Here is a 21,258-nt window from a genome sequence, read left to right as displayed (position 1 = left end):
GCGATGCGGTCGCGACGGGCGCGCCCACGGCTTCACGTGATCGTACGCGCCGGGCGCTCTGGCAGATGGGACGCTGGTCGTCCGGCCGGCCGGCTCCGACGCGACGAGGCCCGGTCGCGTGGACCGGGCCTCGTGGTGTGGGAGTGGCGACCGCCGATGGTCACTCGACGTCGCTGGAGTCCTCGTCGGTCTGGACGGTGGAGGCGTCGGCGGCCCCCTCGGCGACATCCACCAGGTTCTGGATCTGTTCGCGACCGAGCTCACCGGAGGTGCGGGCCACCACGTTGCCCTCGGCGTCGGTGACGACGAAGAACGGGTAGCTGGTCAGGCCGTAGGCCCCCGCGATGTCGTTGGCCTCGCTGTCGAGGATGACCGGGTGGGTCCAGTCCTCGCGGTCGAGCCACGTCGACGGGGGGTAGTTCGGCTGGTTGGCGTCCTGGGCGGTCACGACGGCGGTGACGTTGACGTTGTCGGGCAGGCCCGAGGACCACTCGTCGACCAGCAGCGGGGTCTCGGCCTGGCAGTGCGGGCACCAGTGTGCGAGGAAGACGAGGATGTTGGCCTCGCCCTCGGTGAGCAGCGTGACCTCGTCGGCCGCGAAGTCTTCGCCGGTGACCTGGGGCGCCGCCATGCCCAGTGCCTGGTCCTCGCCGGGGTTCTGCGCGTTGAACTGGGGCAGGGCCTCGCCCTCGACGGTGACGTCGGCCGACTCCTGGACGGCGTTGGCGGCAGGCGTGTTGCCACCCGAGCCGAACACGAAGTAGGCGGCGAGCCCGATGACGGCCACGATCACGCCGATGCCCATCAGGGTGGTCAGGTCGAGGCCGGAGGAGGACTTCTTGGTCGGTTCGGCCGCACGTCGTGTCTGGCCGGAGCGGCCCTTGACGGGGCGGGTCTCGTTGCTCATGGTGTGGTTCCTCGTGACGGGCGGGTCAGCGCCGGACCGGCGCGTCGGTCGTGTCGGCCAGTGGTTCGGAGGGAGCGGCTGCCAGGATGGCGACGATCGCGATGAAGGCGATGCACGCCATGGTAGGGATCGTCGCGAACCCGAGTCCCTCGACCCAGATGAGCGAGCAGGGATTGTCGGGATCGCAGGAGTTCGAGCCGGTCAGCGTCGGGATCCGCTGGGTCAGCAGCTGCCAGGCCCCGATCGCGGCCCCCGGGGCTGCCAGGGCCAGGACGTAGGGGCGCACCGACAGGTCGCGCCTCACCGCCGCCAGCGTCAGCACGATCGCCGAGGAGTACATCAGGATGCGCTGCCACCAGCACAGCAGGCAGGGTTCGAAGTGGAACACGTCGCTCATGACGAGCGATCCGGCGGTCGCGCCCACCGCGATCGCGGCAGCGACCACCAGTGACGTGTGGGCGTCCAGGAGGGGCCGCCCCCGGAGCCGCTGGACCACGACGGCGATCGCCATCAGTGCGGCCGCGATGGCCAGGACGGCCATCGCGTTGGCGAAGTCGGGCGCGTTCATCGGTCCTCGAGGACGGCGTGCGGGTCAGCGCAGCTTGCGGCCGACGGTGTGGAGCACCCCGGAGCTCACCTTGAGCCCGAAGCCGACGACGGTCTCGGTGGTGTCCAGGGCGAAGTTGACGGGCCAGGGGAGGTCGGCCGGCAGGGTGATCGGGCCGAACTGGCGTCGCTCGACCGCGTCGGCGAAGTCGCGATCGGCGCGCGCCGTGGCGTCCCCGGCACGCTCGGACGTCGTGGCGACCCGGTCGGTGGCCTCGTCGAGGGTGTCGGTCGCCGTCTCGCCGGCTCGACTGGCGGCGGCCTTGGCCGCCGTGGCGGACCGGTCGGCGCGTGCCGCGACCTTCGAGGTCGCCTGCTTCGCGCGGGTCCCCGTGGCCGAGGCGGCCGTGCGCGTGGCGGCGGCAGCCTCGTCGGTGCGGGTCTTGGCGGCCGTCTTGGGGCTGGCCTCGACGGCGGCGGCCTGGATGCGCGTGGCCAGGACGGGACCGACGCCCTTGACGGCACGCAGGTCGTCGGTGCTGGCGGCGGTCAGGTCCTTCCACGTCGGGAAGGCGTCGGCGAGCTCGGAGGCGAGCGACGGGCTCACGCCGTCGACGGTGGCGAGGTGGTCGGTGATGGTGCGCATGGATGACCTCGAGGTGGAGGAGGAGGTGGCAGCGCCGGATCCCGGACGCACAGGGTATTGCGTCTGGTCACCGCCGAAGGACACGTGGGCTCGTCCGACCGGGAGGGTCAGGACTTGACGAGGCGGGTGATCGCCTGCATCGCCTCGTCGACCTTCTCGGTGGACCCCGAGCGGACGTCGTCGGCGACACAGTGGCGCACGTGGTCGTCGAGCAGGAGGAGCGCGACGTTCTCGAGCGCCTTGGTCGCGGCGGAGACCTGGGTGAGGACGTCGATGCAGTAGGTGTCCTCGTCGACCATTCGTTGCAGTCCCCGGACCTGTCCCTCGACGCGCCGGAGGCGGGCGAGCACCTTGGCCTTGTCCCCGAGGTAGCCGGGTGGGTGGTGGTGGCTGTCCTCGTCGGACCGGTGCTCGGTGGGCGGAGTGGTGGAGGTGGTCATGGCCGTGGTCCCTGCATCGTCGATCCGGTGTTGCAACAATACCCCGAGGGGGTATACGGTCGCAACCCGGAGGCGCACGCCGTGCGGGCGGACACCCGACGACGCCACCGACGCCAGACCGAACGCCAGACCGAACGCCAGACCTGGAGGGCCATTCCCATGGAGACCACGACCATCGACGTTCCCGAGGTGCACTGCCAGCACTGTGTCCGTTCGATCGAGGGCGCGCTGGTCCCGATCGACGGCGTCTCGTCGGCGTCGGTCGACCTCGAGGACACGTCCGTGACGGTCACCTGGGACCCCGCGCGTGCCAGCCGCGACGACCTCGTGCGCACCATCGAGGACCAGGGTTACGACGTCCCGGCCGGCTGACGGCCGTGGACTTCCACGCCGTCCTCCCCGGCCAGCACCGCACCGATCCGACCTCCCCCAGGACCTCCCCCAGGACCTCTCATGGCCAGCACCGACGCCACCGCCACCGCCTCCCGCCCCGCGCGGGAGGTGCCGGACCGTGAGCTCGACTTCGACGTCGAGGGCATGACCTGTGGTTCCTGTGCTGCCCGGGTGCAGAAGATCCTCGACCGCCAGGACGGCGTCGTCTCCGCCGAGGTGAACTACGCGACCGGGCGGGCACACGTCGGCGTCGTCGACGGCGTCGAGGCCGCCGACCTCCGGGCCGCCGTCGACCGCATCGGCTACGGCCTCCGCGAGCACGTCCCGATGCCGACCCCCGACGACGCGGCCGATCGCGAGGTCGCCCGGTGGCAGCGCCGCCTGTGGATCGCCGGGCCCCTCGGACTCGCCGTCCTGCTGCTGGCCATGACCCCCGTGGGTGATCTGCTCGCCCCGGACGCGCGTGCCTGGGTCGTCGCCGGACTCGCCACGATCGTGCAGTTCGTCGCCGGCTGGCCGTTCCTGGTCGAGGCGGCCCGTCGCGCGCGACGCCGCACCGTGAACATGGACACCCTCATCGCGCTGGGAACCCTCTCGGCCTGGGGCTGGTCGGTGGTCCTGCTCCTGCAGGGCAGCCACGAGCACTACTTCGAGTCGGCCGCGCTCATCATCACCTTCCTCGTCCTCGGCCGGTGGCTCGAGGCCCGGGCCAAGCGACGGGCGGGGTCGGCCCTGCGGTCCCTGCTCGAGCTGGGGGCCCGGCAGGCCACCGTGCTGCGGGACGGCGCCGAGGTCCAGGTCCCCATCGAGCAGGTCGCCCCGGGAGACCGGGTCCGGGTGCGCCCGGGCGAGAAGGTGCCGGTCGACGGCCAGGTCGTCGAGGGTGCGTCCTCGGTCGACGAGTCGATGCTGACGGGCGAGTCCCGGCCCGTGGCCAAGGAGGTCGGCGACCGGGTCGTCGGGGCCAGCCTCAACACCACCGGGACCCTCGTGGTCGAGGTCACCGCCGTCGGCGGCGAGACGATGCTCGCCCAGGTCGTGGCCATGGTCGAGCGGGCCCAGGCCGGCAAGGCCGACCTGCAGCGTCTCGCCGACCGCGTGTCGATGGTGTTCGTGCCGACCGTCATCGCGATCGCGCTCGTGACCCTCGTCGGCTGGCTGGTGGTCGGGGGTGACGCGTCCGAGGCGGTCGCGGCCGCGGTCGCCGTCCTGGTGATCGCCTGCCCCTGCGCCCTCGGACTGGCCACGCCGACCGCGATCATGGTCGGGACGGGCCGCGGCGCCGACCTGGGCATCGTCATCAAGTCCATCGAGACGCTCGAGCAGGTCCGCGAGGTCACGACGGTGGTCTTCGACAAGACGGGGACCCTGACCCGTGGGGACATGCGGGTCGTCGAGGTCGCCATCGCGGACACGGATCGCGTCACCGCGTTGGCCCGGGCCGCCGCGGCCGAGACCGGCTCCGAGCACCCGGTCGGCCGCGCGATCGCCGCGGCCGCCGACGACCCGGACGCGGTCGGCCACGGCACTGCCGCCGTGGTCGAGGCGTTCACCGCCGTGCCGGGCCAGGGCGTGCGCGCCAAGGTCGACGGAACCGAGGTCGTCGTCGGCCGGGCGAGCCTGCTGGCCGACCACGGGCTCGACCTGCCGGACACGCTCGTCGATGCCGCGCGGTCCAGTGAGCAGCGGGGCGAGACGGCCGTGTGGGTCGGCTGGGACGACGCGGCCCGGGCCGTGCTCGGGGTGGCCGACAGCCTCAAGGACGCCGCGGCGCCGACGGTGGCGGCGCTGCGGAGCCGCGGCCTGGAGGTCGTGCTGCTGACCGGGGACAACCGTGCGACGGCCGAGGGCATCGCCGAGCAGGTCGGCATCGACCGGGTCCGGGCCGAGGTCCTCCCCGGCGACAAGCAGGCCGAGGTCGTGGCCCTCCAGGAGGCCGGCGAGGTCGTCGCCATGGTGGGCGACGGGATCAACGACGCCCCCGCCCTGGTGCAGGCCGACCTCGGCATCGCCATGGGCACCGGCACCGACGTGGCGATCGAGTCCGGTGACCTGGCCCTGCTCGGCGGCGACGTCGGGTCGGTCGTGACCGCGATCGACCTGTCGGCTGCCACCTACCGCACCATCATCCAGAACCTCGGCTGGGCCTTCGGCTACAACGTCCTGGCGATCCCGGTGGCCGCGCTCGGCCTGCTCTCCCCGACCATCGCCGGCGCTGCCATGGCGCTGTCGTCCGTGTCGGTCGTCCTGAACTCCCTGCGCCTGCGGAGGTTCGCGCGATGACTCCGAACGACCACCACTCCCATGACGAGCACGCCGACCATGACGACGCCGGTGGCCACGGCGGTGGCCACGGCGACCACGCCGAGATGTTCCGTCGGCAGTTCGTGCGCTCGCTGTGGCTCGCGATCCCCATCATCCTGACGTCGCGGATGATCTGGATGTGGTTCGGGGTCGAGCTGCCCGACAACGTCCTGGTCGATGCCGTCGGGCCGGTCCTCGGCACGATCCTGTTCCTGGACGGGGGACGGGTCTTCCTGACCTCCGGCTGGCGCGAGCTGCGGGATCGCTCGCCCGGGATGATGGCCCTGATCGGCATGGCCATCACCGTCGCCTTCGTCGCGTCGTGGCTCAGCGAGTTCGGGGTCCTCGACCTCGAGTTCTGGTGGGAGCTCGCCGGGCTGATCGTCATCATGCTGCTGGGCCACTGGCAGGAGATGAAGGCGATCGGGCAGGCCCAGTCGGCGCTGGACAGCCTCGCCGAGCTGCTGCCCGACGAGGCCGAGTTGGTCACCGACGACGGCACCCGCACGGTCGCGGCGTCGGAGTTGTCGGCCGGTGACGTCGTGCTGGTCCGCCCCGGCGCGGCCGTCCCGGCCGACGGCACGATCGTCGACGGCGAGGCGGAGTTCGACGAGTCGATGCTGACCGGCGAGTCCGCGCCGGTCGCCCACGGTCCCGGCGACGAGCTGGTGGCCGGGTCGGTCGCTGCCGGCTCCGCCGTCCGGGTGGAGGTGACCGCGACCGGTGACGACACGACGCTGGCCGGCATCCAGGCGATGGTCCAGGAGGCCCAGACCTCCCGGTCGCGCACCCAGGTGCTGGCCGACCGGGCCGCGGCGGCCCTGTTCTGGTACGCCTCGATCGCCGCGCTCGTGACCGCCGTGGTGTGGCTCCTGCTGGGCCAGCCGGACCAGGCCGTGACCCGCACGGTGACGGTCCTGGTGATCGCGTGTCCCCACGCGCTGGGACTGGCCATCCCCTTGGTGGTGTCGTTGTCCACGGCCATGGCCGCCCGACGCGGGATCCTGGTCCGCGACCGGCTGGCCCTCGAACGGATGCGCCAGGTCGACACCGTCCTGTTCGACAAGACCGGCACGCTGACCGCCGGCGACCACCGGGTCACGGACCGGGTCGTGGTCGACGGGTGGGACGACGACGAGGCGCTCGCCCTGGCCGCGGCCGTCGAGTCGGACTCCGAGCACCCCCTGGCCCGCGCGATCGTGGCGGCTGCCGCCGACGCCGGGATCGCCGTCCCGGAGGCCGGCGACTTCCGGTCCATCGCCGGCCGCGGTGTGGCCGCGCAGGTCGACGGCCGGCGCGTCGCCGTCGGTGGGCCGTCCCTGCTCGACGAGGAGTCGCTGGCGGACAGCGCCGGGACCCGCGAACTGGGCGAGGTCACGGACGGGTGGCGGGACCGCGGCGCGGCGGTCCTGCACCTGGTCGTCGACGAGCAGGTGGTCGCCGCCCTCGCGCTGGAGGACACGATCCGGGACGTGTCGGCGAGTGCCGTCGCGGGCCTGCACGACGCCGGGATCCGCGTGGTCATGGCCACCGGCGACGCACCGCAGGTCGCCGACCACGTCGCCGACGCGCTGGGCATCGACGAGGTCCACGCCCAGGTCCTGCCCGAGGACAAGGAGCGCCTGGTCGCCGACCTCCAGGACGATGGCGCCACCGTGGCGATGGTCGGGGACGGGGTCAACGACGCCCCGGCGCTGGCCCGGGCCGACGTCGGGCTCGCGATCGGGGCCGGCACCGACGTGGCGGCCGCGTCGGCACACATCGTGCTGGCCTCCGACGACCCCCGCAACGTCGCGGTCGTGCGGCGCCTGTCGGCCGCCTCGTACCGCAAGATGCAGCAGAACCTCGCCTGGGCAGCCGGCTACAACGTGATCGCCGTGCCGCTGGCCGCAGGGGTGCTCGCCCCGATCAGGTTCGTGCTGCCCCCGGCGGTCGGGGCGATCCTCATGAGCCTGTCCACGATCATCGTCGCGGCCAACGCGCAACTGCTCCGTCGGGTCGACCTCGACCCGGACGAGGTGGCCGGACCCGGTGACGGCGGACCCGGCGACGGCGAACGCCCAGCGGGTGACCACCGTCCCGACGATTGCGAGCCCGCGACGGCCGCTCGGCGTCCGAGTCCGGCGGGCACCGCGTGAGGGGCGCGACGACCACCCGTGTCGCCGGCCCGGTGGCGCTCGTGGCGACCTTGGTGCTCGCCGCCTGTGGCACGGACGCCGCCGCACCGGCCGACCGCGACGACGTCGGTGCGCGCGTGTTCGCGGCGAACTGCGCCACCTGCCACGGCCCGGACCTGGGTGGCACCGACCGCGGTCCGCCCCTGCTGCACGAGTACTACCTGCCGGACCACCATCCCGACGTGGTGTTCGCGACGGCCATCGCCAACGGGGTGCAGGCGCACCACTGGGACTTCGGACCGATGCCGGCCATCGGGGGCCTGTCCGACGACGAGGTCGCGGCCGTCGTCGCCCACGTCCGCGACGAGCAGCGCCGCGCCGGCCTGATGGAGTGACCCCGCCGGCCTCCTCGAGTGAGCCGTCCGCCTGACCGTCGAGTGTGCGTCCCGCTCCCGCGGGCTGCAGCGATCCGCACACTCGACGGGGATGGGGCCACGTGGCGTGCACCCTAGGATCGCGGGCATGCTCCCCACCGTCGACGCCACCCGGTACACCACGCCGTTGCGCGAGGGCGGGTCGTTGCCCGGCATCGTCGAGGCGACCGACCTCGGCACCTACGTCGCCAAGTTCCGTGGGGCTGGCCAGGGACCGGCCGCGCTGGTGGCCGAGGTCGTCGTGGCGGGTCTCGCCCGCCGACTGGGGCTGCGGGTGCCGGACCTGGTCGCCCTCGAACTCGACCCGGGCATCGGCCGCCTCGAGCCCGACCCCGAGATCCAGCACCTGCTCGTGTCCAGTGCCGGCACCAACCTCGGTGTGGACTGGCTTCCCGGGTCGGTCGGGTTCGAGCCCGCCGGGTTCGACGTGGACCCGCTGGAGGCTGCCCGGGTCATGTGGTTGGACGCGTTGACCGTCAACGTGGATCGCACGTGGCGGAACCCGAACCTGCTGGTGTGGCACGGCGACCTGTGGCTGATCGACCACGGTGCTGCGCTGGTCTGGCAACACCAGTGGCCACCCGCGTCGGGGGCGGCGACGCGACGCCTCGAGCTGTCCGACCACGTCCTGGCCCCGTTCACCGCCGACCTCGCCGACGCCGACCTCGCCGCCGTGGACCAGGCCCTGGCGACGCGGGTCGACCCGGGGGTGCTCCACGACGTGCTGGCGGACGTCCCGACCGCGTGGCTGGACGACCTGGAGGGTCCGGACGAGGTCGAGCGTGCCCGCGCGCGTCACGTCGAGGTGCTGGCCGCGCGGCTCGCCGAGCGGGAGCCGTGGCGACCGAGCCGCGCGCCCACGGGGGAGGTCGGGCGATGATCGGGACGCCGGTGCCCTACGAGTACGTGGTCGTGCGGGTCGTGCCCCGGGTCGATCGTGGCGAGTTCGTCAACGTCGGGGTGCTCCTGCACTGCGGTGCCGCGGACTGGTTCGGCGGGAGACTCGCCGTCGACCCCGACCGGGTCCGCGCGCTCGACCCCGACGTCGACCTGGCGGGGGTCGCCGCGGCACTGGAGGCCGTGCGGCGAGTCACCGAGGGCGAGCAGGATCCGGCCATCCCGGCCGCGGCCGGGCCGCCCGGTGCGAGGTTCCGATGGTTGGCCGCACCGCGCAGCGCGATGGTGCAGCCCAGCCCGATCCACACCGGCCTCACCGACGATCCCCTGGCCGAGCTCGAGCGCCTGTTCACCGACCTGGTGGCCTGAACCCCGCGTCGAGTGTGCTGTTCCCGGCCGTCCGTGGCCTCGATGCGCACACTCGACGGGCCTGGTGGGACCGGCCGGGGCCTGGAGGGGTCAGCGAGTGGGGTAGGGGGTGAGGAGCTGGTCGACGGGGGCGAAGTCGTCGGTCAGGACCCGGGCGTCCCCGACGAAGTCCTCCAGGGTGACGCCGTCGACGGTCGAGCCCTCGGTCCACAGCGCCTGCTCGTCGTCGCCCCGGGAGGTGTTGCGGGCGAGCATCTCGGTGACCGGGAGCGGCTCGTCGGACCCGACCAGGATGAAGTTGCCGCCCGACTCACCGGTCAGCCGCTCGGGCGGGGCCAGGACGGCGACGTGGTCGAACACCGCCGCGAGGGTCGCGAGCTCGGCACGGGCGAAGCCCAGCGGTTGGTAGTCGATCATGTTCAGGGCATACACCCCGCCGGGACGGAGGACGTCGTGGATGGCGGTCACGAACTCCTCGGTGGCCAGGTGCCACGGGACCGACACGCCCCCGAAGGCATCCCCGATCACCAGGTCCTGGGATCCCTCCGGGACCTCGTCCAGGCGCAGCCGGGCGTCGCCGTGCAGCACCTCGACGTCGGGACCGGGCTCCCACGCCAGTTCCTCGACCGCGATCTCGGTCATCAGGGGGTCGAGCTCGAGCACGGTCGACTGCGTGCCCGGTCGGGTCTCGCGCAGGTACCGCGGCAGGCTCATCCCGGCCCCGCCGACGTGGGTGACGTCCAGCGCCTCGCCCTCGGGCGCGATCGTCGCCAGCACGTCCGACATCGTCTGGGCGTAGGTGAACTCCAGGTGCGTCGGGTCCTCGACGTCGACGTAGGAGTGACGCAGCGTGTCCAGCCACAGGACCCGTCCGGTCGATCGTTCGGGGTCGACCTCGACGCGGGCACAGAAGTAGGCCGACTCCTGCTCGCACGGGTGGGCGGCGGCGAACGACAACGCGCCGGCCGCGACCAGGACGACCAGCATCCCGGCGGTGGGGCGGGTGAGGTCACCGTCGGGGTCGGCGTCGCGCCGCAGCCAGACCCACAGCACCAGTCCGCCGAGCACCAGCAGGCCGCCCAGCCAGCGGATGATCGGCCGGGTCGGCCAGGCGGCGACCAGGATGAACCCGGTCGTGAACGTGCCCATCAGTGCCCCGACCGTCCCGACCGCGGACAGCCATCCGACCACGCGACCGGTGTCTGCCAGGTCCGACAGCTGCAGCTTCACGACCATGGGCGTGACCGCGGACAGGATCGCCGAGGGGATGAAGAAGCCGGCGAAGGTCAGGATCACGATCACCGAGGGGGTCGCCCCCTGCATCGACGATCCGAGGTAGTCGATCACGGGGATGGACAGCAGGCCCAACGCGCCGCCCAGCACCATGGTGGGTCCCAGCATGACCCGTGGGTCGTAGCGGTCCGCCAGCCGCCCGCCGAGCCAGGACCCGGCCGCGATGCCGGCGAGGATGGTGCCGATGATGCCGGTGAACGACTCCAGCGTGACCCCGACGTAGGGGGCCATGAGTCGACCGGCGAGCGTCTCGAGGACCAGCACGGCACCGGACGAGACGAAGACCAGGAGGGCGGCGAGGAAGGCAGGCATGGCCGCCGAAGGTACCCCTCGGCCACCGCCCTCCCGGTCGAGGGTCAGCCGGCGAGGAGGTCGTCGAGCTGCTCGTAGCCCTGGTTCACGCCGTCCTCCATGCCACTGGCCAGGAAGGCGTCGCGGTCGGCGAAGCTGTCGACCAGCGAGGTGGCCTCCAGCCGGGTGCGCCCGTTGCCGAGGTCGGTCAGGACCAGTCGCTCGAGCGCGACGTGGTCGGGCATGCCCTCGAACGTGAACGTCTGGACGATGGTGTGGTCCTCCGGTCGCACCTCGTGGAAGGAGCCGTGGAAGGCGTACTCGTCGTCGCCGCGGCCATGGACGTAGCGGTACTCGCCCCCGGTCCGGGCGTCGAAGCGGTCGATGCGCATCTCGACGTCGCGCGGTCCGAGCCACTGGGCGAGCAGGTCCGGATCCACGTGGGCGCGGAAGACCTGGTCGGGAGTGGCGTCGAACTCGCGGACGATCCGCACCAGCGGGACGTCCCGGTCGGCGGTGATGGTGGTCTCGGGGTGGGTGGTGGTGGTCATGGGGTGGTCCTGTCGTCCGGGTGGTCGTGCGTGGTCGTGGCCCGCTCGGCGAGCGGCGTCGAGGACGGGTCGTCGGGCATCGACGCCAGGACGGCGTCGAGCCGGCGGTAGCGCTCCTCGGCGAGGCGCCGGTGGCGCTCCAGCCACGTGGTCAGCAGGCCGAACACGTCCGCCTCGAGATGTGCCGGGCGTCGCTGGGCGTCGCGCGTGCGACTGACCAGGCCGGCCTCCTCGAGCACCTTGAGGTGCTTGGAGATCGCCTGGACGGTCACGTCGTGCGGCTCGGCCAGCTCGGTCACGGTCGCGTCGGCCTCGGCCAGGGTCGCGACCATGTCTCGCCGGATGGGGTCCGCCAGTGCGGCGAAGACATCGGAGAGGCGGTCGGCCGTGGTCATCGTGGCTCCGTGGGTCGTTCGTGTTCAACCAGTTGGTTGAATGAACGGTACGACCGAAGCTGCCCGTTGTCAACCGTTCGGTTGAATACGCGGAGCCATGTCGTCCGTCGGGCTGCGTGGGGCGGACCGACCCCCGGGCACCTGCGGACAGCGCCGCGACGTGGTGCACTGGTGGCCCGCCACCAGGAGCCGTCCATGACCCCGTCCGACCTGCTGCAGGACCACGTCCGCCGGATCCTCGCGACGGCCACCCGGGTCAGCCACGAGCTGCCCGACCAGGCCCTGGGGTGGCGGCCCGACCCGCAGTCCAACAGCGTGGGCTGGCTGCTGTGGCACGTGGGCCGGGTCCAGGACGACCACGTCGCCGAGGTCGCCGACGTCGAACAGGTCTGGGTGACGGGCGGCTGGGCCCGGCGCTTCGGGCTGCCCGACGACACGATGGACACCGGGTACGGCCACGACCCCGACGACGTGGCGGGCGTGCAGCCCGGGAGCTCGACCGTCGTCGTGGACTACCTCACCGAGGTCACCGAGCAGACCGTCGCCCTGCTGGACACCGTGACCCCCGAGGACCTCGACCGCGTGGTGGACGACTCGTGGGACCCACCGGTGACCCTGGGCGTCCGGCTGAACAGCGTGGTCGCCGACAACTGGCAGCACGTCGGCCAGGCCGGCGAGGTTCGCGGACTGTGGGAGCGCAGCTGAACCAGCGCGATCGGGCCCCGCGCCCGTGACCGCGGTGCGCCGGCCCACGATCGACGACAGGACGACGATGACCTCCCGACGAGGCCCCGACGACCGGTCGGGCTGGGAGTTCTGGATCGACCGGGGCGGCACCTTCACCGACGTGGTCGCCCGACGACCCGACGGTGGCGTGCTGGCGCACAAGGTCCTCTCCGAGGGAGGCGACGAGGACGCGGCCGTCCGGGGCATCCGTGACCTGCTCGGTCTCGTCCCCGGCGAGGAGCTGCCGTCCGAGCGGATCGCGAGCGTGCGGATGGGCACGACCGTGGCGACGAACGCGTTGCTCGAACGACGTGGGGAGCCCACCCTGCTGGTGGTCGACGAGGGCTTCGCCGACGCCCTGCGGATCGGCTGGCAGGCCCGGCCGGACATCTTCGCCCGCGAGATCGTGCTGCCCGAACTGCTCCACGACCGCGTCGTCGAGGTGACCGCCCGGGTCGCCGCCGACGGCACCGAGCTCGCCCCGCTGGACGCCCAGGACGTGCGCGCCCGGCTCGCCGCCGCCCACGACGACGGCCTGGACGCGGTGGCGGTCGTGCTGCTGCACGGCTGGGCCCACCCGGCGCACGAACAGGCGATCGGCGAACTCGCCCGCGAGGTCGGGTTCTCCCAGGTGTCGTTGTCGCACGAGGCCAGCCCGCTGATGCGCCTGGTGCCGCGAGGCGACACCACGGTGGTCGACGCCTACCTGTCGCCGATCCTCGGTCGCCACGTCGACCGGGTCGCGTCGACGCTCGGCGACGTCCGCCTGCACTTCATGCAGTCCAGTGGCGGCCTGGTCGGGGCCGAGCACTTCCGGGGCAAGGACGCGATCCTGTCCGGCCCCGCCGGTGGCGTGGTCGGCATGGCGCGCACGGCCCGGGCCGCGGGCTTCGACCAGGTCATCGGCTTCGACATGGGGGGGACGTCGACCGACGTGTCGCACTTCGCCGGATCGTTCGAGCGCCAACTGCAGACGGAGGTCGCCGGGGTGCGCCTGCGTGCGCCGATGCTGGCGATCAACACGGTGGCCGCCGGTGGCGGCTCGATCCTGCACTTCGACGGCAGCCGGTACCGGGTGGGGCCCGACTCGGCCGGGGCCGACCCGGGACCGGCCAGCTACCGCCGTGGCGGACCGCTGACCGTGACCGACGCCAACGTCATGCTCGGCAGGATCCAGCCGGACGCGTTCCCCCACGTGTTCGGCCCCGACGGCGACGCCTCGCTGGACCGGGAGGTCGTGGTCGAGGCGTTCACGCACCTGGCGGACCGGATCACCGAGGCCACCGGCGACGATCGCTCGCCCGAGCAGGTCGCCGCGGGCTACCTCGACATCGCCGTGGCCAACATGGCGAACGCGATCCGCACGATCTCGGTGGAACGCGGCCACGACGTCACCGAGTACGCGCTGGTGACCTTCGGTGGGGCCGGGGGCCAGCACGCCTGCGCCGTGGCCGACCGGCTCGGCATGTCCGCCGTGCTCATCCACCCGCTGGCGGGGGTCCTGTCGGCCCACGGGATGGGCCTGGCCGACGTCACCGCGATGCGGGAGCAGGCCGTCGAGGAGCCCCTGGACGAGGGGGTGCTCGAACGTCTGGACGACCTCGTGGACCGGCTCACGGTCGACGCCCGCGCGGACCTCGACGACGACCTGCCGGACGACCGCGTGTCCACCTCCGTCGACCTGCTGCTGCGCTACGCCGGGTCCGACACCACGATCGCGGTCCCGCGTGGCCCGGTCGACCAGATGGTCGCGGCCTTCGAGACCGACTACCGACGCCAGTTCTCGTTCCTGCAGGACGCCGGCCTGGTCGTGGAGGCGGTCGAGGTGGAGGTGGTGGGCGCCGCGGGTGCCGACGAGCACGCCGTCGCCGCGGGGCTGGCCGCGGTCCGGGCGGAGCGCCCCGCCGACCCGTCGGCCACCGGGCCGGAGGGCATGACGGCGCGGATGTTCGTCGACGGGGCGTGGCAGGACGTCGCCCTGGTGGCTCGGGAGGAGGTCGTGGACGACGTGACGGTGGACGGGCCGGCCGTGGTCACCGAGGACACCTCGACCACCGTGGTCGAGCCGGGTTGGCGCGCGTCGGCCAACGACGTCGGCCACCTGGTGCTGGAACGGGTCGCGGCACGCAGCGGCACGGTCGACCTCGACACCGCGGTGGACCCGGTGCTGCTGGAGGTGTTCAACAACCTGTTCATGGCCGTCGCCGAGCAGATGGGCGTGGCACTGCAGCGCACCGCCCACTCGGTCAACATCAAGGAGCGGCTGGACTTCTCCTGTGCGATCTTCGACCCGGACGCGAACCTGGTCGCCAACGCGCCGCACATCCCGGTCCACCTCGGATCGATGGGCGAGTCCATCCGGGTCGTGGCCGAGGCCAACGCCGACACGATGCGCCCCGGCGACGTCTTCGCCCTCAACAACCCCTACCGGGGCGGGACGCACCTGCCGGACGTGACGGTGGTGACCCCGGTGTTCGACGAGGCGGGTGAGGAGCTGCAGTTCTACGTGGCGTCACGCGGCCACCACGCCGAGATCGGGGGGATCACGCCCGGCTCGATGCCGTCGTCGTCGCGCCACATCGACGACGAGGGCGTGCTGTTGGACAACTGGCTGCTGGTGTCGGACGGCGAGATCCGCGAGGACGCCACCCGCGAGCTGCTCGCGTCCGCGGTGAACCCGTCCCGCGACCCCGACGCCAACCTGCTCGACCTCGCCGCCCAGGTCGCCGCCAACGCCACGGGCGTGCGCGAGCTGCGGGCGATGGTCGACCACTTCGGGCTGGACGTCGTGCATGCCTACATGGACCACGTGCGGGCGAACGCGGCGGAGGCGATCCGGGGCGTGATCGACACGCTCGAGGACGGCGCGGTGACCTACGAACTGGACGACGGAGCCTGGATCTGCGTGGCGATCACGGTCGACCACGACGCCCGGCGGGTCCATGTCGACTTCACCGGGACCTCCGAGCAGCGACCCGGCAACGCCAACGCGCCCTCGTCGGTCGCGATGGCCGCCGTCCTGTACGTGTTCCGGACCCTGGTGGCCGACGCGATCCCGCTCAACGCCGGCTGCCTCGAGCCGATCGACGTGACGATCCCCGACGGCTGCATGCTGGCACCGACCCACCCGGCCGCGGTCGTGGCGGGCAACGTCGAGACCTCGCAGGCGGTGACCGGCGCCCTGTACGCCGCGCTCGGTGCCCAGGCCGAGGGCTCGGGCACGATGAACAACGTGACGTTCGGCAACGACGACCACCAGTACTACGAAACCGTCGCGAGCGGGTCCGGCGCCGGGGAGGGCTTCGCCGGGACCGCGGCCGTGCAGACCCACATGACCAACTCGCGCCTGACCGACCCCGAGGTGCTGGAATGGCGTCATCCCGTGCGGGTCGAGTCGCACGCCATCCGCACCGGGAGCGGTGGTGACGGACGGTGGCGTGGTGGTGACGGCGCGGTCCGACGGATCCGGTTCCTCGAGCCGATGACGGTGTCGATCCTGTCCAGCCATCGTCGTGTGCCGCCCTACGGCATGGACGGCGGGTCGCCCGGGGCGTTGGGTCGGCAGTGGGTCGAGCATCCCGACGGGAGTCGGACCGAGGTGCACGGACGCGACCAGGTCGACGTCGCGCCCGACGACGTGTTCGTCGTCGAGACCCCCGGAGGCGGTGGCTACGGACGGCCCGGCGACGCCTGACTCAGGTCGGGGCGTTGGTCCCGAACCGCAGGCGGTTGCCGTCGGGGTCGGTGACGGAGAACTCCCGCATGCCCCACGGCTCGACGACCACGGGGGTCGGGGAGGCACCCAGGGCCACGAACCGGTCGTGCAGGGCGTGCGGGTCCTTCACGTGGGCGTACAGACCGGCGCGGCTGCCACCGTCCGCCAGGTCCGCGACCTGCCGCAGGTGCCACACCTCCCGGCCCCGGTCGGTGACGAAGGCGTAGCCGCCGCCCTCGTGGGCCTCCACGTCGAACCCCAGGAGTCGGTGGAAGGCCATCGCCCGCTCGAGGTCGGCCACGGGAAGCTCCGGCTGCACGGCACGGACCACGCCACGTCGATGCACGGCCACTCCTCTCCGACCTCGCCGACGCTACCCATCCCGGACCTGCCGGGGGCGTCGCCACGCCGGACCGGCGACCCCGACGGCGATAGGGTGGAGACCATGGACCTTGGTCTCGCCGCAGCGGTGTGGCCGTGGGTGTGGCTCGCGGTCGCGATCCTGTTCGCCGTCGTCGAGGTCACCATCCTCGGTGGCTCGATGGTCCTGTTGCCGTTCGCCATCTCGGCCTTCGTCTCGTCCGTGATCGCCTTCTACGACGCACCGATCGTCGCCCAGTGGCTGGTCTTCGGCGCCGGCGGCGCGGTCCTGTTCGCCGTGTTCGCCCGGTGGGCGTCGATGGTCCGCACGGGCAACGTCCTGCCGGTCGGCGTCGGTGCGAACCGCCTGGTCGGACGCACGGCGATCGTCACCGAGCCGATCGGCCCGGTCGACCACGGCCCGGTCGGTCAGGTGACGGTCGACTCGGAGGTCTGGGGCGCGGTCAGCACCGTGGACGTGGCGATCGAGGCTGGCGCGAAGGTCACGATCGTCGACCTGCAGGGAACCCGGGTGCTGGTCGAGCCCGCCACCGTCGACGACACGGGAGCTCGCCAATGATCTGGCCCTTCGCCATCGCCGCGATCGTCATCCTCGGGATCGTCTTCCTGGGGCTGGCCGTCAAGATCGTGCGGCCCTACCAGCGTGGCCTGGTCGAACGGCTCGGTCGCTACAAGACCACCAAGGACCCGGGCTTCAACCTGATCATCCCGTTCATCGAGACGATCCAGCTGATCGACATGCGTGAGCAGGTGGTCGACGTCCCGCCCCAGGAGGTCATCACCGAGGACAACGTCGTGGTCTCGGTCGACGCCGTCGTCTACTACGAGGCCACTGACCCGAAGCGACTGGTCTACAACGTCGCGGACTTCTACAACGCGATCATCAAGCTGGCCCAGACCAACCTGCGCAACCTGATCGGCGACCTCGAGCTGGACCGTGCCCTGACCTCGCGGGACACGATCAACACGCGGCTGCGTGACGTGCTCGACGTCGCCACCGACAAGTGGGGCGTGCGGGTCGTCCGGGTCGAGATCCAGCGCATCGACCCCCCACCGGAGGTCGTGTCGGCGATGCACGCCCAGATGCGTGCCGAGCGCGATCGCCGCGCCACCGTGACCGAGGCCAACGGCTACCGGGAGGCCGCGATCGCCCGGGCCAACGGCGAGAAGGAGGCCGCCGTCCTGGCGGCCGAGGGTCGCAAGCAGGCGGCGGTGCTGGACGCCGAGGGTGACGCCCGGGCCATCGAGCTGCGTGCCGACGCCGAGAAGCTGCGCCTGGCGCGGGTCGGCGAGGGCGAGGGCGAGGCCGCACTGGCCCGCCTGACCGGCATCAAGGAGGCCGGGGCGGACCAGGCGGTGCTGACCGTGGAGTACCTGTCGGCGCTGGAGGAGATCGGGGACGGCCGCGCGGGGGGCTTCCGATCCCCGATCCGGCCGCGCGCGTGGAGGACGTGCCGCCACCACGTGACCTGTCGTGAGGAGGGCCGACGCCCCGCCGGCCGGGTGGTACCCCGACCCGGTCGGTGGCGCGCGCCTGCGGTGGTGGGACGGGCTGGACTGGACCGACGACCGCGCTGCCCCGCCGCATCGTGGGGTCGAGGTCCCGGTGGCGACGGCCGACGGGGAGCCGGTGGCTCCGGCCGAGGCCGCCAGCCGGGCGGCGCGGCAGGTCGCCGGGAGTGCGTCGTCCGGGGTCGGGCGCCAGGCCACCCAGGACATCATGACCGAGGTGCGCAAGGTCGCCCGCAGCGAGGTGGACCGCGCGACCGACGCCGTCCGCGAGCAGGCCCGCGACGCCCAGCGGCGGATCGAACCGCTGATCAGCCAGTACGGGACCAGCCTGCTCCGCTGGATCAAGATCGCCGTGGTCGCCGCGTTCGTGCTGCTGGTGCTCTGGTTCGTCCTGCAGGTGGTCTCGCGTGCCAGCATGATGGAGTGGATCGTGGACCGCGTGGACTCGGTGCTGGACGACTCGGCCACGACCGGCGCCGGGCTCGGCCTTCCACCGGCCTGAGCGACGCCCGGGCGATCCTTGCCGTGGACTGCGCCGCCTGCTAGGAACGACTCCGGGCCGCGGTACTCGCCACGGCACTCGACGGTGGCAGGCCGGGGCCGAGGCCACACCGGGAGGAGATGCGGATGTACGAGCAGCGACCCGTGGCCCCCGGCCTGGACCGGCCGGCCACCCGCGCCTGGACCCCGGCAGTCCTGGGCACCGTATCGGTCGACACCCGGGTCACGCGCTCGGGCGGCGACGGTGGTCCCGGTCCCGGCTGGTGGTACGTCGTGGTCGACGAGTGTGGTGACGAGCGCTGCCAGGTCACGGTCGATCCCTGGCCCGGCACCGACGAGCAGGGACGGCTGCGCTTCGACCCGGACGTGGGGACCGTCGACGTGACCATCGACCGAGGCCTGCTCGCCGCGCTGGCCGCCCTGGCCCGGCGTCGCCAGTCGGCCCCGGCCCCGGACCGGCCGATCCGCGTCGGGGACGTGTTCGCGGTCCACGACGACCTGGTGCGCTGGCTCCTCGACGACCCGGTGGAGGCATCGGCCTGGATGACCGATCCGACCCGACCGCCGTCGGCGGCGTGGGCGGACGACCCCGGGTTCGCGTGGTTCGCGCGGGCCGCCGGGCACTCCGACGGGCGGACCATGCGATCCGACGCCCGGGACCTGGCGGGGCTGTTGGCCGACGTGACCGCGAACGCACGCACCCTGGCCCACGCGGCCGCGGACGAGGCGGCGACCGGCGTGCTCGACGCCGGTGACCTCGACCAGCTCGGACTGCGGGTCCGGGTCGACGGCCAGCGGCTCGACGACGCCGATGGACCGGCCGGGGGAGGGGCCGCCTGATGTCGGCGATCAGCCCGCTGCCCAGCGACGGCCTGGACGATGCGCCCTCGTTCGTCGAGGCGGTCACCGACGAGGACCTGCTCTACTTCTGCGCCAACGTCGGTGACGCCGACGCCCAACTCCTGCTCCTGCCACCGCGACCGCCCCACGCCACCCGGCGGGCCATCGTCGTCGACGCCGGTCGGAGCGGAAAGATCGAGGGCCTGCTGGCGCTGGCGGTGGACGCGGGGTGGCTGCCGACGACCGCCGACGGCTCCCTGGCCCCCGACGCGATCGCCCTGGTGGTCGCGACCCATCCGCATGCCGACCACATCCGAGGACTGTCCGGCCTGCTGGCCTCCCACGGCCACGCCGTCAGCGAGTACTGGGACTCGGGGTACTTCCACCCCAGCCGGGGGTTCCACGACCTGATGGGGCAGATCTCCGGGTTGCCGCACCTGCTGTACGCCCAGCCCACGAGCGGTTTCCGACGCTGGCTCCACCAGACCCGCATCACCGTGCTGGCGCCGGCGATCCACCTGCGGAACCGGTACGACACCTACGGGGTCGAGGTCAACTCGGCCTCGATCACCCTGCGGCTGGACTACCCGGCGCCGCGGGTGCTCCAGCGTGACGAGGACCGGGTCCTGGTCGACCACGAGAACGCCGTGAGCATGATCCTCGGTGGCGATGCACAGACCGATTCATGGGCCCACGTGGCGACGGACTTCCCCGCCCTGCACGCCCACGACAACGCGGCGGCCGAGGCGATCGGCGCCGCGACCGGCATCGACCACCTGCGGGCCGACGTCCTGAAGGTGCCGCACCACGCGTCCAAGCACGGCATCAACCTCGAACTGATGGAACGGATGTCGCCGAAGGTCACGCTGGTGTCCAGCACCGACCGCAGCCCGCAGTACAACTTCCCGCACGCCGTCACCCAGGACATCCTGCGTGAGGCACTGGAGCCGACGATGGGACTGGGCACACCGCGCAGCGCCGACCACGACCTGGGGCTGTTCTACACCGCGGATCGTGACGCGGCGGGGCGGGCCCTGGGCACCATCGCCATGCGGCTGCGACCCGGCACGCGTGACCTGTGGCGACTGGGCGACGAGCCCGGCGACCTCAGCTTCGACCCCGCCACTGCCCGCCGCTGGCGTGGCCGTTGACGACGGCTGGCCCTGGCGGGTGTGGACGTTCTGAGCGCAGCGAGGAACTCCAATGCACCCGGGCGTTGGTCAGCCGCAGCCCGGCGGTGTCGGCGGGTGCTCAGTTGCCGTTGGTGGACCAGTGCCAGGCCTCGGACGGCAGGTTGTGGAAGCCGTACCTGCCGGCGTTGTCCCACAGCCAGTCGAACGCCCGGTTCCCGTGGCACGACGAGGCGCTGGAGGGGAAGCACAGCGTGGCGCCGTTGTAGGAGAAGTCGACCGCCAGGCCCTTCTCGTGCATCGACGAGCCGGGAATCGCCGTCGGCACGCGGCACGAGGACGCGGGCGAGCTGTAGACGTCGGGGCAGCCGTTGGCGATGCGCAGACGTGCGGTGGTCTCCGGCGACCGGTAGCCGCCCCCGCCGAGCACGATCCCGTCGCCGCGGGCGGCTTCGAGCAGGCGACGGAGGTTGTCGGCGATCGATGCGTCGACCGTGATTCCGCCGACCGTGGCGAGGCTGCCCGAGTACGAGACCGAGACCGACCCGCCGGACGACGAGCCGGACGAGGAACTCGAGCTCGACGACGAGGACGTGGAGGACGACGAGGACCTGGACGACGACGACCTGGACGACGCGCGCTCCTCCTCTTCCTCCTCTTCCTCCTCGGCCGCCCGGCGTGCGGCCGCAGCGGCGGCTTCCGCCTCGGCCTCTGCCGCTGCTTCCGCTTCTGCCTGGGCTTCCGCCTCGGCCTGGCGCCGGGCCTCCTCCTCGGCCTCGCGTCGGGCCTCCTCGGCCCGTGCGTCAGCGGCTGCCTCGGCCTCGCTGCGTGCCTCGGAGGCGCGGGCGTCGGCCGCGGCCTGGGCGGCGG

The 21,258-nt window shown here is 72.6% G+C and carries 21 protein-coding genes and 1 pseudogene; 13 read left to right on the top strand and 9 right to left on the bottom strand.

Going from position 1 to position 21,258, the window contains the following annotated elements; translation table 11 throughout:
• Positions 1 to 160: 160 nt before the first annotated feature.
• The 4 genes from KR546_RS00105 to KR546_RS00090 form a co-directional block, all read right to left on the bottom strand.
• Positions 161 to 907 (bottom strand): TlpA family protein disulfide reductase, encoded by a 747-nt coding sequence (locus KR546_RS00105; protein ID WP_238442663.1) that lies wholly within the window; start codon positions 905 to 907, stop codon positions 161 to 163.
• A 25-nt stretch (positions 908 to 932) separates the two neighbouring features.
• Positions 933 to 1,475, bottom strand: a complete 543-nt coding sequence (locus KR546_RS00100; protein ID WP_238442662.1) for a disulfide bond formation protein B — start codon at positions 1,473 to 1,475, stop codon at positions 933 to 935.
• Positions 1,476 to 1,499: 24 nt separating this feature from the next.
• Positions 1,500 to 2,099 (bottom strand): helix-hairpin-helix domain-containing protein, encoded by a 600-nt coding sequence (locus KR546_RS00095; RefSeq protein WP_238442661.1) that lies wholly within the window; start codon positions 2,097 to 2,099, stop codon positions 1,500 to 1,502.
• 107 nt (positions 2,100 to 2,206) lie between these two features.
• Complete coding sequence (locus tag KR546_RS00090) at positions 2,207 to 2,539, bottom strand: metal-sensitive transcriptional regulator (protein ID WP_238442660.1); 333 nt, start codon at positions 2,537 to 2,539, stop codon at positions 2,207 to 2,209.
• Between the two features lie 159 nt (positions 2,540 to 2,698).
• On the opposite strand from KR546_RS00090, the gene KR546_RS00085 reads away from it, so the two are divergent.
• The 6 genes from KR546_RS00085 (at position 2,699) to KR546_RS00060 (ending at position 9,053) form a co-directional block, all read left to right on the top strand.
• Entirely contained in the window at positions 2,699 to 2,911 is a 213-nt protein-coding gene (locus KR546_RS00085) for a heavy-metal-associated domain-containing protein (RefSeq protein WP_238442659.1), read from the top strand.
• A gap of 81 nt (positions 2,912 to 2,992) precedes the next feature.
• Entirely contained in the window at positions 2,993 to 5,215 is a 2,223-nt protein-coding gene (locus KR546_RS00080) for a heavy metal translocating P-type ATPase (RefSeq protein ID WP_238442658.1), read from the top strand.
• Positions 5,212 to 7,374 carry a heavy metal translocating P-type ATPase gene (locus tag KR546_RS00075; protein ID WP_238442657.1) on the top strand — a complete coding sequence of 721 codons (2,163 nt, stop codon included), beginning with the start codon at positions 5,212 to 5,214 and terminating at the stop codon, positions 7,372 to 7,374. Before KR546_RS00080 ends, KR546_RS00075 begins: the two co-directional genes overlap by 4 nt.
• A gap of 41 nt (positions 7,375 to 7,415) precedes the next feature.
• Entirely contained in the window at positions 7,416 to 7,748 is a 333-nt protein-coding gene (locus tag KR546_RS00070) for a c-type cytochrome (protein WP_238442656.1), read from the top strand.
• A gap of 127 nt (positions 7,749 to 7,875) precedes the next feature.
• Positions 7,876 to 8,667: a HipA family kinase gene (locus KR546_RS00065; RefSeq protein ID WP_238442655.1), complete on the top strand. Its 792-nt coding sequence runs from the start codon at positions 7,876 to 7,878 to the stop codon at positions 8,665 to 8,667.
• A complete protein-coding gene (locus KR546_RS00060; RefSeq protein WP_238442654.1) occupies positions 8,664 to 9,053 on the top strand; it encodes a DUF3037 domain-containing protein in 390 nt (129 codons plus the stop codon). Before KR546_RS00065 ends, KR546_RS00060 begins: the two co-directional genes overlap by 4 nt.
• A 90-nt stretch (positions 9,054 to 9,143) precedes the next feature.
• Here the strand turns inward: KR546_RS00060 and KR546_RS00055 are convergent, their stop codons facing one another.
• The 3 genes from KR546_RS00055 to KR546_RS00045 are packed head-to-tail and all read right to left on the bottom strand — an operon-like array spanning position 9,144 to position 11,583.
• Positions 9,144 to 10,658 (bottom strand): fused MFS/spermidine synthase, encoded by a 1,515-nt coding sequence (locus tag KR546_RS00055; protein ID WP_238442653.1) that lies wholly within the window; start codon positions 10,656 to 10,658, stop codon positions 9,144 to 9,146.
• Between the two features lie 44 nt (positions 10,659 to 10,702).
• Positions 10,703 to 11,188 (bottom strand): SRPBCC family protein, encoded by a 486-nt coding sequence (locus tag KR546_RS00050; RefSeq protein WP_238442652.1) that lies wholly within the window; start codon positions 11,186 to 11,188, stop codon positions 10,703 to 10,705.
• On the bottom strand, positions 11,185 to 11,583 hold the full coding sequence (locus tag KR546_RS00045; protein WP_238442651.1) for an ArsR/SmtB family transcription factor: 399 nt from the start codon (positions 11,581 to 11,583) through the stop codon (positions 11,185 to 11,187). The genes KR546_RS00050 and KR546_RS00045 overlap by 4 nt, the downstream gene beginning before the upstream one ends.
• Before the next feature lie 195 nt (positions 11,584 to 11,778).
• Between KR546_RS00045 and KR546_RS00040 the strand changes: the two genes are divergently transcribed.
• Both KR546_RS00040 and KR546_RS00035 read left to right on the top strand, forming a co-directional pair.
• The gene (locus KR546_RS00040) at positions 11,779 to 12,288 is read left to right on the top strand and encodes a mycothiol transferase (protein WP_238442650.1); all 510 of its coding nucleotides are present in this window, start codon (positions 11,779 to 11,781) and stop codon (positions 12,286 to 12,288) included.
• A 67-nt stretch (positions 12,289 to 12,355) separates the two neighbouring features.
• Entirely contained in the window at positions 12,356 to 16,003 is a 3,648-nt protein-coding gene (locus KR546_RS00035) for a hydantoinase B/oxoprolinase family protein (protein ID WP_238442649.1), read from the top strand.
• 1 nt (position 16,004) lies between these two features.
• On the opposite strand, the gene KR546_RS00030 is transcribed toward KR546_RS00035, so the two are convergent.
• Complete coding sequence (locus KR546_RS00030; RefSeq protein ID WP_238442648.1) at positions 16,005 to 16,370, bottom strand: bleomycin resistance protein; 366 nt, start codon at positions 16,368 to 16,370, stop codon at positions 16,005 to 16,007.
• 99 nt (positions 16,371 to 16,469) lie between these two features.
• Here KR546_RS00030 and KR546_RS00025 point away from each other — a divergent pair, with 99 nt between their 5' ends.
• The 5 genes and pseudogenes from KR546_RS00025 (at position 16,470) to KR546_RS00010 (ending at position 20,409) form a co-directional block, all read left to right on the top strand.
• Complete coding sequence (locus KR546_RS00025) at positions 16,470 to 16,964, top strand: NfeD family protein (protein ID WP_238442647.1); 495 nt, start codon at positions 16,470 to 16,472, stop codon at positions 16,962 to 16,964.
• A pseudogene (locus tag KR546_RS19870) lies at positions 16,961 to 17,533 on the top strand (SPFH domain-containing protein); the annotation flags it as partial. The gene KR546_RS00025 and the pseudogene KR546_RS19870, both read left to right, overlap by 4 nt.
• 346 nt (positions 17,534 to 17,879) lie before the next feature.
• Positions 17,880 to 18,419, top strand: coding sequence for a DUF2510 domain-containing protein (locus KR546_RS19865; protein ID WP_420804227.1), 540 nt, complete (start codon positions 17,880 to 17,882; stop codon positions 18,417 to 18,419).
• 125 nt (positions 18,420 to 18,544) lie between these two features.
• Entirely contained in the window at positions 18,545 to 19,258 is a 714-nt protein-coding gene (locus tag KR546_RS00015; RefSeq protein WP_238442645.1) for a hypothetical protein, read from the top strand.
• Complete coding sequence (locus tag KR546_RS00010; protein WP_238442644.1) at positions 19,258 to 20,409, top strand: ComEC/Rec2 family competence protein; 1,152 nt, start codon at positions 19,258 to 19,260, stop codon at positions 20,407 to 20,409. Before KR546_RS00015 ends, KR546_RS00010 begins: the two co-directional genes overlap by 1 nt.
• A 100-nt stretch (positions 20,410 to 20,509) precedes the next feature.
• Here KR546_RS00010 and KR546_RS00005 read toward each other — a convergent pair.
• On the bottom strand, positions 20,510 to 21,258 hold a 749-nt coding region (locus tag KR546_RS00005; RefSeq protein ID WP_238442643.1), incomplete at its 5' end, for a M15 family metallopeptidase.

The organism is Salsipaludibacter albus (assembly GCF_019798055.1).
Classification (GTDB): domain Bacteria; phylum Actinomycetota; class Nitriliruptoria; order Nitriliruptorales; family Nitriliruptoraceae; genus Salsipaludibacter; species Salsipaludibacter albus.
Note: the sequence above shows the minus strand (reverse complement) of the source record. Positions and strands in the feature narration are given on the sequence as shown.